Annotated in this window: 8 protein-coding genes; 4 read left to right on the forward strand and 4 right to left on the reverse strand. The window is 61.4% G+C overall.

The window, feature by feature from the left end; all coding sequences use genetic code 11:
- Window positions 1-3,043: retention module-containing protein (locus ACIPOO_RS19595; RefSeq protein WP_400609158.1), on the reverse strand; the 3,043-nt coding region annotated here is incomplete at its 3' end.
- 402 nt (window positions 3,044-3,445) lie between these two features.
- Between ACIPOO_RS19595 and ACIPOO_RS19600 the strand changes: the two genes are divergently transcribed.
- Genes ACIPOO_RS19600 through ACIPOO_RS19610 form a run of 3 tightly spaced genes read left to right on the forward strand, consistent with a single transcriptional unit; the run spans window position 3,446 to window position 8,371 of the window.
- Window positions 3,446-4,795 (forward strand): TolC family outer membrane protein, encoded by a 1,350-nt coding sequence (locus tag ACIPOO_RS19600; protein ID WP_274134878.1) that lies wholly within the window; start codon window positions 3,446-3,448, stop codon window positions 4,793-4,795.
- 59 nt (window positions 4,796-4,854) lie between these two features.
- A complete protein-coding gene (locus ACIPOO_RS19605) occupies window positions 4,855-7,008 on the forward strand; it encodes a type I secretion system permease/ATPase (RefSeq protein WP_274134876.1) in 2,154 nt (717 codons plus the stop codon).
- A complete protein-coding gene (locus ACIPOO_RS19610; protein WP_400609161.1) occupies window positions 6,998-8,371 on the forward strand; it encodes an HlyD family type I secretion periplasmic adaptor subunit in 1,374 nt (457 codons plus the stop codon). Before ACIPOO_RS19605 ends, ACIPOO_RS19610 begins: the two co-directional genes overlap by 11 nt.
- Window positions 8,372-8,584: 213 nt before the next feature.
- Here ACIPOO_RS19610 and ACIPOO_RS19615 read toward each other — a convergent pair whose 3' ends face one another.
- The 3 genes from ACIPOO_RS19615 to ACIPOO_RS19625 all read right to left on the reverse strand — a co-directional run bounded on the left by ACIPOO_RS19615 (window position 8,585) and on the right by ACIPOO_RS19625 (window position 13,006).
- Window positions 8,585-8,866 (reverse strand): DUF2845 domain-containing protein, encoded by a 282-nt coding sequence (locus ACIPOO_RS19615; RefSeq protein WP_400609163.1) that lies wholly within the window; start codon window positions 8,864-8,866, stop codon window positions 8,585-8,587.
- A gap of 36 nt (window positions 8,867-8,902) precedes the next feature.
- On the reverse strand, window positions 8,903-11,878 hold the full coding sequence (locus ACIPOO_RS19620) for a DUF748 domain-containing protein (RefSeq protein ID WP_400609165.1): 2,976 nt from the start codon (window positions 11,876-11,878) through the stop codon (window positions 8,903-8,905).
- Between the two features lie 111 nt (window positions 11,879-11,989).
- Window positions 11,990-13,006, reverse strand: a complete 1,017-nt coding sequence (locus ACIPOO_RS19625) for a class I SAM-dependent rRNA methyltransferase (protein ID WP_400609167.1) — start codon at window positions 13,004-13,006, stop codon at window positions 11,990-11,992.
- Window positions 13,007-13,624: 618 nt separating this feature from the next.
- On the opposite strand from ACIPOO_RS19625, the gene mgtA reads away from it, so the two are divergent.
- Window positions 13,625-16,363: a magnesium-translocating P-type ATPase gene (gene mgtA / locus ACIPOO_RS19630; protein ID WP_400609228.1), complete on the forward strand. Its 2,739-nt coding sequence runs from the start codon at window positions 13,625-13,627 to the stop codon at window positions 16,361-16,363.
- The last annotated feature ends 56 nt before the right edge of the window (window positions 16,364-16,419 follow it).

The following is a 16,419-nucleotide window of genomic DNA, read 5'->3' on the forward strand; positions in this document are numbered from 1 at the left end:
GGTATGCCGCGTTGCTGGCGTCCAGAGTCCACTTGCCAGTGGCGTCAACGGTGAAGCCGGCTGGCTTGTTGGCGTCGGTGACGGTGTAGGTCAGGACGTCGTTGTCGTCGATGTCAGTGGCTTGCAGTTGGCCGCTGACGGATTTGTCTTCGTCCGCGGCAGCGGTGCTGACGGTCGCCACAGGCGCGTCGTTGGTGCCAGTGACGGTAATGGTCAGGGTCGAGGTGCTGGTGGCGCCCGACTTGTCAGTGACAGTGAACGGGATGTCCAGGGTCGCAGTCTGTCCGGCGGCCAGGTGCTGGTATGCCGCGTTGCTGGCGTCCAGAGTCCACTTGCCAGTGGCGTCAACGGTGAAGCCGGCTGGCTTGTTGGCGTCGGTGACGGTGTAGGTCAGGACATCGTTGTCGTCGATATCGGTCGCTTGCAGCTGGCCGCTGACGGATTTGTCTTCGTCCACGGCAGCGGTGCTGACGGTCGCCACAGGCGCGTCGTTGGTGCCGGTAACGGTGATGGTAAGAGTCGAGGTGCTGGTTGCGCCCGATTTGTCAGTGACAGTGAACGGGATGTCCAGGGTCGCAGTCTGGCCGGCGGCCAGGTGCTGGTATGCCGCGTTGCTGGCATCCAGGGTCCACTTGCCAGTGGCGTCAACGGTGAAACCGGCTGGCTTGTCGGCATCCTTGACGCTGTAGGTCAGGACGTCGTTGTCGTCCACATCGCTGGCCTGCAACTGGCCAGTGGCGGTGGTGTCTTCCACGCCGGTGCCGGTGCTGGCTTTGGCCACAGGGGCATCGTTGGTGCCGGTAACGACGATGGTCAAGGTCGAGGTGCTGGTCGCGCCTGCAGCATCGGTGACCGTGAACGGTACGTTCAGGGTCGTGGTCTGGCCAGCGGCCAGGTGCTGGTAAGCGGCATTGCTGGCGTCCAGCGTCCACTGGCCGGTCGCGCTGTTCAGGGTCAGGCCGGCCGGAGTGTCCTTGGCTGCAATGGTGTAGGTCAGCACGTCGCCCTTGTCGACGTCGCTGGCGACCAGTTGGCCAGTGGTGACGGTGTCTTCAACCCCGGTGCCGTTGCTGATGCCCGCTACTGGAGCGTCGTTCACCGGCGTCACGTCGATATTGATGGACTGCGAGCCGGTCAGAGCGCCGCCGGTGCCGGTGTTGCCCTGGTCGTCGACGGTGATCGACAGGCCGGCGGTGCCGGTGGTGTTGTTCGAGTCCTGTACCGGCGTGAAGGTCGCGCCTTCCAGTGCGGCGTTGATCTGTGCCTGCGTGCCGGACAGGGTCAGGTGGCCCTGGGCATCGCTGGTTGCGCCGCCAGTCAGGACCAGCGTGCCGCCGGTCACGGTGACAGTGATCTTCAGAACGTCAGTCGGGTTGGCATCGACGTCCTTGATGGAAATGGCATTGCCGTTGGCCGCCGAGAACGTCAGCGGGGTGTCTTCAGCAGTCGTCACCTGGGTTGGCGCGGTCACGACCGGGGCATCATTGACCGGTACGACGTGAACGGTGCTGGTGACTGCAACCGAATCATTCTGACCGTCGTTGACGGTCACGGTGATGTTGCGGTCGATGGCGCTCGGGTTTTCGCTGCTGTTGCCGAAGGTGATCGACTTGATCACGGCTTCGTATTCGGCAGACGTGGCTGCGCCGCTCAGGGTCAGCACGATCTGGCCGTTGACGGTGGTCGTGGTGACGGTGATTTTCGCGTTCGGGCTGCCGACTACCAGGCTGTCGTCTGCCTGGGCGTTGGTCAGGGTGACCTTGGCGCCTTGCAGCAGCGGGCTGTCGACGTCGGTGACTTTGAGGTCAGGCGCAATCGCCACGCCCTTGTCGCCTTCGGTGAAAGTGGCCTGGTTGTCGGTGCCTGCCGCCGCACCGTTGAGGTCGACCACTGGCAGGGCATCGTTGTCGATGATGGTGGTGGTCACGCTGCCGTTGGTGCCGCTGACCACGACGTTTTCGAAGTTGCCGCCGGTGATGGCGCCAATCGATACGGTGACGTTTTCGACGCCTTCGGGAATGGTGTCGTTGATGGTCGCCAGGTCAAAGGTGACGCTGCTCGAACCGGCCGGAATCTTGACGCTGACCACCTGGGTGTAATCGGTGCCGTTGGCAGCGGTGCCGCTGTAGGTCAGGTTGATGGTGACTTCGGTCTGCGCCGGGTTGCTCAGGCTGATGGTGTAGGTCGCCGACTGGCCTTCGGTCACCTGGGTGCTGCCGGTGATGGTGGCAACGGTGGTGTCGATGGTGTCAGTGATGGTGGTCGTCGCTGGCGCCGGGTTGGTGGTCAGGACCAGGCCAGCACCGCCGGTGGTGCCGGTGATGGTGGTGGTGATGTCATGGGCGTCCAGGTACGGCGTGTTGCCGTTGGGGATCTGCACAGTGACGGAACCGGTGGTCTGGCCGGCGGCAATGGTGATCTGCGAGCCGTTGGACAGCGTGATGGTCAGGTCGCTCAGCGGCGCCTGGGTCACGGTGGCGGTGTATACCAGCGCGCCGCCTTCTTCGGTCAGGGTCGACGTGGCGCTCAGGCTCAGGGTCGATTCGCGCTGGGGAACCGCGGCGTCTTCCTGAATGCCGGCCACGGCGTTGTTGCTCAGGCCTGCGGTGTTGAAGCCGATGTTCGGGTTCACCACGTCTGCGGTTTCGGTCAGCATCACCACGCTGTGGCCGCCGCCTGCGTTGCCGCCGTCGGCCGAGGTGCCGGTGGTCTGGCCCGCTGCGGTCGCTTCCAGGTCTTTGGTCGGGTCGGCGCCCGCGGCGATGGCTTGCTGCAGCTCGGCAACCGAAGGTGCGGCCTGTGCGGTGGCTTCGGCGATGTTGGTGGTGGACGTCGGGGTTTCCGAGCTCCACTGGCTGTCACGGCCCATGTCCAACTGACGGCCGTCCGGCAATTGCAGCGTGACAGAGCCTTCCGGGCCCGTCAGCACCTGCTCGCCGGCTAGCAGCCGATCACCCTCGATGAGTACACGGCGAATCCCTTCCGGGGAAACTGCGACTACTTGGCCAACAATGCTTTTGACGATGGCAACAACACTGCTCATGGGGGTGACTCTCCGAGTTTACCGTTCAGTTGGTATCCGTCATGCCGACTGGTCACTAAGGGATGCCGATTCGTATTGGGGTGTTCAGTAACTACAAAACTTTGGCGTCAATTAAATAAGTATTTGATTTAGTTATTGTTAATTATTTGACGTCAATTTATTAACTGCTATTTTCAAGGTCAGACATTAACTTTATGCCAAACTATTGACCTATTCCGCGCCATCCTAAACAATCGCTTCCGTAATGTCACATTGATATTTTCTGAGATCGTGTATTTCGGTTGTTCGCTCCCAGACGCCCTTCAGAACAACGTGACTCCGCCGATCTCCTTCATGACTCTCATGCAATGCAGCAGTGAATGCTGCGTTTTCGAACAAGTACGTTCTCGGGAAGTAAACAAAATGCGAGTGCAACTCCTCACCGCTGTACCTTTCGTTCTCTCCGTCGGCTTTGCGCAGGCACAAACCTTGCCAGAAGCCATGCAGAAGGCCATGGACGTTCATCCCGAGGTGCAGGCAGGCGTCAACGCCCGCATTGCCCAGGACTATGCAGTCCGTGCGGCCAAGGGTGGTTACCTGCCTCGTGTGGATGTCACGGCGGGGTACGGCAGAGCGGGTTCGGACACGCCAACGACGCGTGCGCAGAATGACAACAATCATTGGCAGACGCTGAACCGCGGCGAGTCTGCCATCCGTTTGCGTCAAATGCTATTCGACGGGTTTGCGACAAGTAACGAAGTTGGGCGTCAACAAGCCACCGCAAACTCGCGCGGTTACTCTTTGCTCAACACATCCGAGCGTACTGCGCTGACAGTTGCGCAGGTCTATATCGATGTTCTTACCCAGCGCGAGATGGTTCGCCTGGCGCAGGAAAACCTTAAAAGTCACGAACGTATCTACGACCAGATCAAGTTGCGCACCAGCCGCGGTGTCGGACGAATGGCAGATATGGATCAGGCCGATGCCCGTCTGGCTCAGGCCCAGAACAACCTGATCACCGAGCAGACCAACCTGGCCGACGCCCAGACCAACTACCTGAGCGCCATCGGTCAGCTGCCTGATCAACTGGAAAAGCCGGCGCCGTTCGCCCTGATGCCGGCGGATCTGGAAGAAGCTCGCCGCCAGATGCTCGAGAACAGCCCTGTGCTGCGTTCGGCCGAATCTGACATCGCTGCTGCCGAGAAGCAGTACGACGCTGCCAAGTCCTCCTTCTACCCACGTTTCGACTTCGACCTGGGTCGCAACGCCGACAACAACGTCGGTGGCGATGAAGGCCACAACAATGGCTGGGAAGCGATGGTGCGCATGCAGTTCAACCTGTATGCCGGTGGCAGCAACAAGGCCGACCTGTCGTCCAAGTCCTACCTGGCCAGCCAGGCACTGGATATCCGCAACAACGCACTGCGTCAGTTGAACGAAGAACTGGGCCTGGCCTGGAACGCCTACAACAACGCTTCCCAGCAAGTACCTATCGCTCAGCAGTACGTTGATCGGGCTACCAGCGTCCGTACGTCGTATCAGCAGCAATTCAGCCTCGGAGAGCGTACCCTGCTCGACCTGCTGGACAGCGAGAACGAGCTGTTCACCGCGCAACAGCGTCTGGTGCAGCTGCAGAGCCTGAAGACCTACACCCAGTACCGCATTCAGGCTGACATCGGCACCCTGCTGAAAAGTCAGGGCGTAGTGGCTCCGCTGGCATCGGTTGTGCAGAATGATATAAAGCCGACAGTCAAACTGCCGGGTATGAACTGATTCTTGACGCGCTCGCGTCAGGCGCCAGATTCTTTTAATTGCTTAAAGAGAGTGTCAGCGTGGACTTGGAATTACCTTCTGCCCTACTAGGTCATGATCCGCGTAGTCAGCATGATGATCCGTTGCTCGATGGTCTGCTGACACTCTGCGCCTTGCATCAAAAACCGGCGAGCCGGGCGATGTTGAGCACCGGCCTGCCGTTGCCCGACCAGCGCCTGAGCGCCGAGCTGCTGCCCCGTGCTGCGGCTCGCGCCGGTTTGCAGGGGCGTCTTCTGGTCCGCAAGCTGGAACAGATCCCTGAAATCGCCTTGCCCGCCATGCTTCTCCTTAAAGAAGGTCGCTGCGCCGTTCTGCTGGGATGGAATGGTGATGTTGCACGGCTGCTGATCAGCGAAAGCGACGGCGGCGAAGTGACGGTCGAGCGTGAAGCGCTGGCCAAGGATTACAGTGGCAAAGTGTTCTTTGCCCAACCGCAACACAAATTTGACGTGACCATGGGCTCGCTGATTCCTCGCGCGCGTTCCTGGTTCAAAGACACCCTCAAGCTGTCGCGCTGGCTGTACGCCGATGCGATCGCTGCCAGCTTCGTGATCAACCTGATCGCGCTGGCTGCACCGCTGTTCGTGATGAACGTCTACGACCGCGTGGTGCCCAACCAGGCCACCGCAACCCTGTGGGTGCTGGCGGCCGGTATCTGTGGCGCCTACCTGTTCGACCTCTTGCTCAAGGGCCTGCGCAGCCTGTGCCTGGACCTTGCCGGCAAGAAGACCGACCTGATCATTTCCGCGACCCTGTTCGAACGTATCGTCGGCATGGCGATGAAGTTCCGTCCGGCGCGGGTCGGCAGCTATGCCCAGAACATTCATGAGTTCCAGGGCATGCGCGACTTCTTGACGTCGCTGACCCTGACCAGCCTCATCGATCTGCCGTTCACCCTGATCATCCTGCTGGTGATCGCGCTGCTGGGCGGGCATCTGGTGTGGATTCCCATCGTCGCGTTCCCGCTGGCGCTGGGCATTGGCCATTTCCTGCAAAAGCCGTTGACCGCAACCCTGGAGCGCACCATGGCGCTGGGCGCCGAGCGCCAGTCGAGCCTGATCGAAACCCTCGCCGGGCTCGATGCGGTCAAGGTCAACAACGCCGAGAGCGAGCGTCAGTACCACTGGGAACAGACCATCGGCACCCTCAGCCGTCTTGAGCTGCGAGTCAAGATTCTGTCTGGCCTGGCCATGAACCTGACCCTGCTGATCCAGCAACTGGCTGGCGTGGCGATGATCTGCTTCGGCGTCTACATGATCATCGACGGCAACCTCAGCATGGGCGGTCTGGTGGCGTGCTACATGCTCAGTGGCCGCGCGCTGGGCCCGCTGGCACAGTTGTCCGGTCTGCTGACCCGTTACCAGCAAGCCAAGGTGACCATGGTTTCGGTGGACCAGATGATGGAGCTGCCGCAAGAGCGCAATTTCGAGGAGCGTCCACTCAGCCGTCAGGTCCTGCAGGGCGCGATGGAATTCCGCGGGGTCGATTTCACCTACCCGAACCAGGAACAACTGGCCCTCAAGAACATCAACCTGGTGATTCGTCCGGGCGAGAAGGTCGGCATCATCGGCCGCAGCGGTTCAGGCAAAAGCTCCCTGGCCAAGCTGCTGGTCGGCCTGTATCAACAGGATGAAGGCTCGCTGCTGGTCGACGGTGTGGACATCCGCCAGATCGACGTCAGCGAACTGCGCCACAACGTCGGTTACGTCGCTCAGGACATCCAGCTGCTGGCGGGTACCCTGCGCGACAACCTGGTTTCGGGCGCCCGTTACGTCGATGACGAGATGGTCCTGCAAGCCGCCGAACTTGCCGGCGTGCACGAATTTGCCCGTCTGCATCCGCTCGGTTACGACCTGCAAGTGGGCGAGCGTGGCCAGAACCTGTCCGGTGGCCAGCGTCAGAACGTCGCCCTGGCCCGTGCGCTGTTGCTCAACCCGCCGATTCTGCTGCTGGACGAACCGACCAGCGCCATGGACAACACCGGTGAAGAGCGCCTCAAGCAGCGTCTGCAAGCCGTTATCGAGAAAAAGACCGTGATTCTTGTGACACACCGGGCCTCGTTGCTCTCTCTGGTGGACCGCCTGTTGGTGATCGACCGTGGCCAGATTCTTGCCGACGGTCCGAAAGCCGCCGTGATGGAAGCGTTGAAGAAGGGGCAGATCAGTGTTGCTTAAATCGGGTCCAAACTCCGGCGGCGGTATCTTCGGCTACTTCAAGGGCTCGCCATCGCTCGACGGCCAGCCGATGCCCGAAGTCAAGAAAGCCCTGGTCGACGACGCACCGCGTATCGTGCGTATCACCATCTGGTCGGTCATCCTGTTTTTCGTGTTCCTGGTACTGTGGGCCAACTTCGCGGTGATCGACGAAGTGACCAAGGGTGAAGGCAAGGCGATTCCTTCGACCAAGATCCAGAAAATCCAGAACCTTGAGGGCGGCATCGTCGCGCAGATCTACGCCCGGGACGGCGAGATCGTGGAAGCTGGCGCACCTTTGATTCGCCTGGACGACACGCGCTTTGCATCCAACGTCGGCGAAACCGAAGCTGATCGCGTGGCCATGGAGCTGCGCGTCGAGCGTCTGAGCGCCGAGGTCGATGACCGTCCGCTGAACATCAGCCCTGAGGCTCGCAAGTCCGCGCCCAAGCAGGCGGCCAACGAAGAGTCGCTGTATCAGAGCCGTCGTCAGCAACTGGTGGACGAAGTGGGCGGCCTGCAACAGCAACTGATTCAGCGCCAGCAGGAACTGCGCGAGTTCGGCTCCAAGCAGGAGCAGTACCGCAACAGCCTGAACCTGTTGCGTCAGGAGATCGGCATGTCCGAGCCACTGGTGGCTCAGGGTGCGGTATCGCCGGTGGATATCCTGCGGCTCAAGCGCTCCGAAGTTGAAACTCGCGGCCAGCTGGACGGCACTACCCTGGCGATCCCTCGGGCCCAGGCGGCGATCGCCGAGGTCCAGCGCAAGATCGACGAGACTCGCGGCAAGTTCCGCAGTGACGCTCTGACTCAGCTCAACGAAGCCCGTACCAACCTGTCCAAGGCGCAGTCCACGGCCAAGGGCCTGGAAGACCGGGTCAACCGCACCATGGTCACCTCGCCGGTGCGCGGTATCGTCAAGCAGATGCTGGTCAACACCGTGGGTGGTGTGATCCAGCCGGGCAGCGACATCGCCGAAATCGTGCCGCTGGATGACACGCTGCTGGTGGAAGCACGCATTCGTCCGCAGGACATTGCTTTCCTGCATCCGGGCCAGGAAGCGATGATCAAGTTCACCGCCTATGACTACACCATTTACGGTGGCCTCAAAGGCAAGCTGGAACAGATCGGCGCTGACACCATTCAGGATGAAGAGAAGAAGAACACGTTCTACGTCATCAAGCTGCGCACCGACCGTAGCCACCTGGGTACTGACGATCATCCGTTGCTGATCATCCCGGGCATGGTTGCCTCGGTGGACATCATCACCGGCAAGAAGAGCATCCTCAGCTACCTGCTCAAGCCCGTCCTCAAGGCCCGCGCCGAAGCCCTGCACGAGCGCTGATCGTCAGACCCGCCGGCGGCGCCCCAGAAATCGCCCCGCCGGCAAGCCGTGCTGCTACGGTTCCGCGGGTGATCCGATTTCAGAGGCTGGTGTAGTGCCCCGTAGCAGCACGGCTTGCCGGCGGGGGCGCCTTCGAGATCGCCATCGCCGGCAAGCCGGACTGCTACGGTTTTATAGGTGATCCGATATCCGGTGTCGGTCGCGCCTCCCGGATCACTTACCGCGCTTGCTGTCGATCCTTATCAACCGTCCACCCTCGAACCGCAGATACTGATACATCCCGTTGTTCGGGCCGTAGATCCATTCCTGAACCTGCACCTGATCGACCTGGCGGAAGTGGTTCACCGTCTCTTTGTAGCCGATGATGTCCTGGCTGATCGGCTGGCCGCATTTCTGCTGCACTTCGAACATTCGGTCGCCAGCGCTGATCAGCTGGCTGCCACAACGCAAGGTGTCCGCCTGGCTCAGGCCGCTCAGTGCGGCGAGGCCGATCATCGCGATGCATCTTGTCAAAACGCTTTTCAAGTGTCGTTACTCGCTGTCCAGATGCAGGGGGCTGATGACGCGGCCGTCTTTTTCCGGTTGGCCGAGGGCTGCATCGACGAAATAGACCCGGTCATCGGCCAATTGTCCCTTGTCCACCAGATAATCCTTGATGCTGCCGGCACGGGCCTGGCCGAGCTGGCGCAGCAGCAGGGCGCTGGAGCTCCAGGATTTGAGCACCGCCTCGCGCAGTTTGTTCTGGCGCTCTTCCTTGCCAAGATCGACCCACTCGGCCGGTGGCTGCTGCTTGAGCCGGGTACGATAGATGCCGTCCAGCATTGGCGCCTTTTCATCGTCAGGCACCTTCAGGTCCGCCGCCTGGGCCGGAACCTTGTCGCCACGACGCTGCAGGATCTTGTAATACGTGCTCTGGTACTCACGCTCCAGCCGCTGCTGGGCAATCAGCGGACCATCGCTGGCCTCGGCGCTGGTGCCTTCGATTTCCAGCCGCAGGGTCGGGCGTTTTTGCAGGGCCTGGGCGAGTTTGTCCAGCGACGCCTGCGCCTCCGGGCTCAGCTCATCGGAGCCCGCCGCGAAGGCCACCGTGCCCAGGTCTTCCGAGCCACCGCCACTGATGAGCCCGCCAATCAGCTTGAAGGGTGCGGCCGCCGCCTTGACGATCAGGTTGCGCAGCGTCTGCCAGACAATGGGCATCACGCTGAATTGCGGATTGTTCAGGTCCCCGGTCACAGGCAGCTCGATGGAAATCTTGCCATCAACGTCCTTGAGCAGGGCAATCGCCAGTTTCAGCGGCAGGTTCACCGCGTCGGGGCTGTCGACTTTCTCACCGAGTTGCAGTTGCTCGACCACCACCTTGTTCTCGGCCTTGAGCTGACCTTTGGTGATCAGGTAATGCAGGTCCAGGTTCAACCGGCCCTTGCGAATGCGATACCCCGCAAACTTGCCGGAGTAGGGGGTGAGTGTGGTCAGTTCGACGCGCTTGAAGCTGGTGGCGATGTCCAGGCTGGCCAGCGGGTTGAACGGGTTGAGCGCGCCCTTGATGGTGACAGGCGCATAGCGGTCGACCTTGCCCTTGATATCCACAGGCGCCGGTTTGTCCTGGCGGTTATCCAGGGTGCCGATGGTACCGTTGAGCTGTTGCACCGCCGTGGCGAAGTTGGGGGTGAGACTGAAGTCGGCGAAATTGGCCGAGCCGTTGTTGATGTTGACCTGACCGATGTGTATGCCCATCGGTTTGTCCGCAGTTTGTGCCGTCTTGGTCTGCGCAGCCGGTTTCACTTTCGTCGCGGGGGCCGGCGCACCATCGGCCGGTTGCGGAATCAGCAGGTCGTCGATGTTGGTGGTGCGGTCTTCGGCGATCATGAAGCGGGCGTAGGGCTGGTCGAGGTTGATCGTCGCAATGCTCAGACTGTCGCCGAGCTGGAAGTTCAGGCCATCGACATTCAGGCGCTGCCATTTGACGAAGTCCCGGGACTTGAGGGTATCGAGCGTGTGCAACTGATCGACCTGCGCCTTGCCGGTGATCCCCAGTGCCAGCGGCTCGGTGCTTTTCAGGTCAACGGCCAGATCGGAATTGAGCATGCCGCTGCGCACTTCAAGGCGAATGAACGGCGTGACATAGGATTGCGCCACCCGCAGGTCGATGTCGCGGGTGGTGACATTGAGTTTGGTCCACACCGGCGCAAGGTTGACCTGGCCTTCTGCGGTGACCTTGCCCTGCTTGCCCAGGCCCGTGTCGAGCTTGATGTTGAAGGGTGACTTGTTGAGGCTGTCGAAGCCGGTCATGTCCAGGTTGAGCGGGCCGACCTCCAATGCCACCGGCTCCTTGGGCGCCTTGTCTGCCAGATGAATGCGGTAATCGCGCAGTTGGATGTCGCGCAACAGCACCTGCCAGGGCTTGCTCGGCGCTGCCGGCTGGCTGGCAGTCGTTTCGGCACCGCTGGCGGTGGCTGGCTGCTTCTTCTCGGTCTCGGCTTTTTTCTGCTCGGATTTCGACGGCTGGCTGGCAAACAGTTTCTGCCAGTCCAGTTCGCCATCGGCTTCCCGCGCGGCCCAGGTTTCCAGGCCCTGGCTGCGAATCTTGCCGACAGTGACCAACTGCCTGGCGAGGTCGATCGAGGTGTCGCTGACTTCAAGATTCTTCAGGCGCGCCAACGGGCGGCCGTCCGGCGCGTCGATGGCGAAGGGCGCGACCTTCAGTGACGTCTTGTCCAGCAGCAGCTCGGTTTCCTTGGCCAGGTTGAGCTTGTAATGGGTTTCGAGGCTCAGCACGCCATCCTTGAGCACAAGGGGCAGGGCGTCGCGCACGTAAGGCCACCAGGCTTTCATCTTGCCGTCGGTGATTTTCAGCGTGCCCTCCGAGGAGATCGGCACCAGGCTGATACGGCCCACCCAGTCGATCTGCCCCCCCGCAGGGCCTGCGGCTACCAGGGTCATGTCGGCGTTGTCTTCAGGCAGGGTGCTGAGGTTCTTCAGGTCGAAATTCAGCGCGTCGTACAGAAACTCGATGGGCTCGCTTGGGCGCAGGTCCTGGAAGTGCACGTAACCGTCGGCCAGCCTGATGGCGTCGATGCGTAGCGGGAAGGGTTTGGCAGGCGGCTCGTCAGGCTTGGCCGGTTCGCTCGCAGGCAGTTTGAACAGGCCGGCAAGGTTGAGTTTGCCGTCTTTGGAGAACAACACCTCGGTCTTGGGCTTGTCCAGATGAACGGCGGCCAGATGCAGCGCCTTGGTCCACAGGCTGTCGATCTGCAGGTTGGCGTAGAGCCGTTCGAAACCGATCTGCTCCTTGCCCGGCGCGCCGATGTTCAGGCCCCAGAGCGTCACCTCCAGCGTGTAGGGGTTGAGCTCCAGACGCTCGAGTTTTGCAGGCTCGGTGGAATAGATCGCCAGTTGCTGATTGATCACCCGCAGGGCGATGCCGGGCAAAATGAAGAAGCCCAGCATGCTGTAGATGGCGAAGACGGCCAGCAAGGCGCCAATGGCGCGTTTCAATCCTTTGGGCATGTAGTCGCCAACTCTCTCGATATGAGGTGCCTTTGAGTATGGCACGCCAATCTGGTTCCAGACGCTACACCCTCAAACCTTGTGGGAAATTTCCTCGCGACTTGTGAGTGCTCAGAGTTGCAAGATCAAGGTCTTGAGCGGCGGCTGTTGGTCCTGCGACGGAAAGTCGGCGCCCGGCGTAAGCACCTGGCAATCGCGGACCGGCCGGCCAATCTTGCTGGCGCAGCGCAGGACCTGGTCGCGCCAGTCGTCCATGGAAACCTTTGCCAGGTTATTGCAGCAGATCAGCACGCCGTTCTCGGCTGTGGCCAGCAACGCCGGCTTGAGCAGGCTCTGATAGTCGCGCAGCAGGTCCACCGTGCCGAATGCACTCTTGGCCCAGGCGGGCGGATCGAGCAGCACCAGGTCGAACTGGCGTTGCTCAAGGCGCGTGTAGCTGGGCAGTTTCTGGCCGCGACGGGACGCAATGGGCAAGCCGGCCAATTGGCGAATCGCCGGGAAGTAATCCGACTGGATGAATTGCATGGTTGGCAGTTGCGGGTTCAGTTCGCCGTTTTCCCGACCCACCGCCAGGTTGCCCTCGGCGAAGTCCAGGTTGCACACCTCCCGGGCGCCACCGGCTGCAGCGCTCAGGCCCACGCCACAGGTGTAGGCGAACAGGTTGAGCACACTCTTGCCTTTGGCGTGGTCCTTGACCCAGCCGCGCGCGTTGCGCAGGTCCAGAAACAACAGCGGATCCTGCCCGGCATGGCGGCCGCGCACGCGATAATTCAGGCCCCACTCATGGCCGACCAGATCGACCAGCGCGGCATCGTCGGCTTGATAGACAGGGTCTGTACGATCGATCCGCGAATTGCCCTGGGAGCGGTCGTTGTAGACCAGCATCAAGTCCAGCCCCAGCCGGGCATTGATCGCAGCGTGGGCGGCCAGCAGCGATTCGCGGTCCAGGGTGCTGTGGAAGGTCTGCACCAGCAACTGAGGGCCGTAACGGTCGATGGTCAGCCCGCCTGCGCCTTCCTGGCTGCCGTGAAACAGGCGGTAGCAGTCGGTGCCCTGGGCGTGCAGCTCGGCGAGCAGGGATTGACGGTTGTCTAGGGCGACGCTGAGCGCCTGATTCAAGGAAGACATGCTCGGCGCCTTGGGGCAGGAATAAGGCGCGCCATTCTAGCAGGCAGACCAGCCCCAGTCTCTGTAGGAGCGCGCTTGCTCTGGGCCGCATTCGGACGATTGCGGTGTGCCTGTGACGACAATGTTGCCAGACACAACACCGTCGCGGGCAAGCGCGCTCCTACGGGTCCTGGCGCCATTCCTGAACCTTCCCTGAAGCCCTGCGCGATTGTCCTGGCAGACCTGTAACAGCGGTTTACTCTCTAAAAAGCCGGGCGTATTCTTCGCCCGTTTTCAACAGATGCGGAGACCCACAGTGGGTACTTGTTCGAGTGACAGACGTCAGCCGGTTTCGATGACCGGCCAATCCTCGGCAAGATAACGCGCAGTCTTTTCACTGCCGTTATCTCGCCGACAAACGCGAGAAACGGCAGTGCCGCCCCGTCCGACCGGACCGGGCTTCTGTCCTTTCCCTGACGCCTCATAGCGTGACGAACGCGCGCGGTCTTACTGGCCGTGCGGGTCAGCCTGTCGTGCGCCGTTCCTTGTGAACTGCGCGCGAGCGGTAGGCCGTGCCTGCCTGAGTCTCTTGAGTAGTAGCCCTTTAGACCAGGGGACAACACCATGAAACTCTTCGATTTGAAGTTCGCCCTCCTTAAAGAGTTCTTCGCAGGCTTTCTGCGCACTCGCCACATTGCCCGGCATTTCCGCCGCCTGGCGATGCTCGACAGCCTGACCGATGCCACGGTCAGCCGCGAAGTGCCGCCAACCCTGGCGCAGACCCTGACCCGTGGCGCCGGCAGCGAAGTGCCCGAATTGCTTTCCCGCCTGGGCAGCCATCCTGACGGCCTGACCGAAGAGCAGGCTCTTGAGCTGCGTCAACAGCACGGCCTCAACGAAGTCGAACACGAGCAGCCGCTGCCATGGTGGGTGCACCTGTGGCACTGCTACAAAAACCCGTTCAACCTGCTGCTGACCCTGCTCGCGTTCATTTCCTGGCTGACCGAGGACATGAAGGCCGCCACCGTGATTTTCTCCATGGTGGTGCTCTCGACCCTGCTGCGTTTCTGGCAGGAAACCCGCTCCAACCAGGCGGCCGATGCGCTCAAGGCCATGGTCAGCAACACCGCGACCGTGCTGCGTCATCACGAACCATCCCAGGGCGACGCTCACACCAACGGCAAACAGCACCGCGTCGAGCTGCCGATCAAGCAACTGGTGCCGGGCGATCTGATCGTGCTCTCGGCTGGTGACATGATCCCCGCCGACTGCCGTGTGCTCAGCGCCAAGGACCTGTTCGTCAGCCAGGCAGCCATGACCGGTGAGTCGATGCCGGTGGAAAAATTCGCCCGCCGTCAGGAGGTCGACACCGGCAACCCGCTGGACCTGGAAAACATCCTGTTTATGGGCACCAACGTGGTGTCGGGTGCCGCCACCGGGGTGATCCTGGCCACCGGCAACCAGACGTACTTCGGCGCCCTGGCCCAGCGTGTCAGCGCCACCGACCGCGCGCCGACTTCGTTTCAGGCCGGGGTCAACAAGGTCAGCTGGCTGCTGATCCGCTTCATGTTCGTCATGGCGCCACTGGTGCTGTTCATCAATGGCTTCACCAAGGGGGACTGGATGGAGGCACTGCTGTTCGCGCTGTCCATCGCCGTGGGCCTGACCCCGGAAATGCTGCCGATGATCGTCACCTCGACGCTGGCCAAGGGCGCGGTGTTCCTGTCGCGCAAGAAAGTCATCGTCAAACGCCTGGACGCGATTCAGAACTTCGGCGCCATGGACGTGCTGTGCACCGACAAGACCGGCACCCTGACCCAGGACAAGATCTTTCTGGCGCGCCACGTCGATGTGTGGGGCGATGAGTCCGATGACGTGCTGGAAATGGCCTACCTGAACAGCTACTACCAGACCGGCCTGAAAAACCTGCTGGATGTGGCGGTGCTGGAACACGTTGAAATTCATCGCGAGCTGCAAGTCGGTACGGCGTTCAGCAAGGTCGATGAAGTACCGTTCGACTTCACCCGTCGGCGCATGTCGGTGGTGGTTCAGGAGCAAGGCCAGCCGCATCTGCTGATCTGCAAGGGCGCCCTGGAAGAGGTGCTTGGCGCCTGCAATCGCGTGCGCCATGGCGAGGTCGATGAAGCGCTGACCCCTGAACTGCTGGAGCGCATTGTGCAGGTCACGGCCGAGTTCAACGACGAAGGCTTGCGTGTCGTCGCTGTCGCCGCTCGTGCAATGGAAGCCGGGCGGGACACCTATGGTCTGGCCGACGAAAGCGACCTGAACCTGATCGGTTACGTGGCGTTTCTCGATCCGCCCAAGGAAAGCACCGCGCCTGCGCTCAAGGCACTGGCCGAACATGGTGTGGCGGTCAAGGTGCTGACTGGCGACAACGAGCGCGTCACCGCCAAGATCTGCCGCGAAGTGGGCCTGGAACGTCAGGGCCTGTTGCTGGGGGGCGATGTTGAACGCATGAGCGATGCCGAGCTGGCTGTGGCCGTGGAAACCACCAACGTGTTCGCCAAGCTGACGCCTTCCCACAAGGAACGCATCGTGCGGCTGCTCAAGGCCAACGGCCACGTGGTGGGCTTCATGGGTGATGGCATCAACGACGCGCCAGCGCTGCGCACCGCCGATATCGGGATTTCAGTGGACAGCGCGGTGGACATCGCCAAGGAAGCGGCGGATATCATCCTGCTGGAAAAAAGCCTGATGGTGCTGGAGGAGGGCGTGCTGGAAGGGCGCCGCACCTTCGCCAACATGCTCAAGTACATCAAGATGACCGCCAGTTCCAACTTCGGCAACGTCTTCTCGGTGCTGGTGGCCAGTGCGTTCATCCCGTTCCTGCCAATGCTGCCGATGCATCTGCTGGTGCAGAACCTGCTGTACGACATTTCGCAGATCGCCATTCCGTTCGATAACGTGGACGAGGAACTGCTGAAAAAACCGCAACGCTGGCAGCCTGCGGACGTGGGGCGTTTCATGATGTTCTTCGGGCCGATCAGCTCGATCTTCGACATCACCACCTTTGCGGTGATGTGGTACGTGTTCGGCGCCAATACACCGGAGCATCAAACCCTGTTCCAGTCGGGCTGGTTCGTGGTGGGACTGCTGACCCAGACGCTGATCGTGCACATGATCCGCACCCCGAAAATCCCGTTCCTGCAAAGCCGGGCCGCGATGCCGTTGATGGTGATGACAGGGGTGATCATGGCCGTCGGGATCTTCCTGCCGATGGGGCCGCTGGCGCACTACTTCAAGTTGCAGGCATTGCCACCGCTGTACTTCGTCATCCTGCCGGTGATTCTGCTGGCGTATGTGGGGCTGACTCAGGCGGTGAAGGGATTCTACGTCAGGAAGTTTGGGTGGCAGTGAGCTGATTCCCATGCCTTGGGCGAACTGCAGATGAGGAACCCTGTGGGAGTGAGCTT

Source organism: Pseudomonas sp. NPDC090201 (assembly GCF_044746825.1).
Taxonomy (GTDB): domain Bacteria; phylum Pseudomonadota; class Gammaproteobacteria; order Pseudomonadales; family Pseudomonadaceae; genus Aquipseudomonas; species Aquipseudomonas putida_AD.

Excerpts from the sequence above, each read along its gene's own strand:
- ACIPOO_RS19620 (WP_400609165.1), bottom strand. The coding sequence starts at position 11,878 with ATGCCCAAAGGATTGAAACGCGCCATTGGCGCCTTGCTGGCCGTCTTC.
- ACIPOO_RS19625 (WP_400609167.1), bottom strand. The coding sequence starts at position 13,006 with ATGTCTTCCTTGAATCAGGCGCTCAGCGTCGCCCTAGACAACCGTCAA.
- ACIPOO_RS19615 (WP_400609163.1), bottom strand. The coding sequence starts at position 8,866 with ATGATCGGCCTCGCCGCACTGAGCGGCCTGAGCCAGGCGGACACCTTG.
- ACIPOO_RS19600 (WP_274134878.1), top strand. The coding sequence starts at position 3,446 with ATGCGAGTGCAACTCCTCACCGCTGTACCTTTCGTTCTCTCCGTCGGC.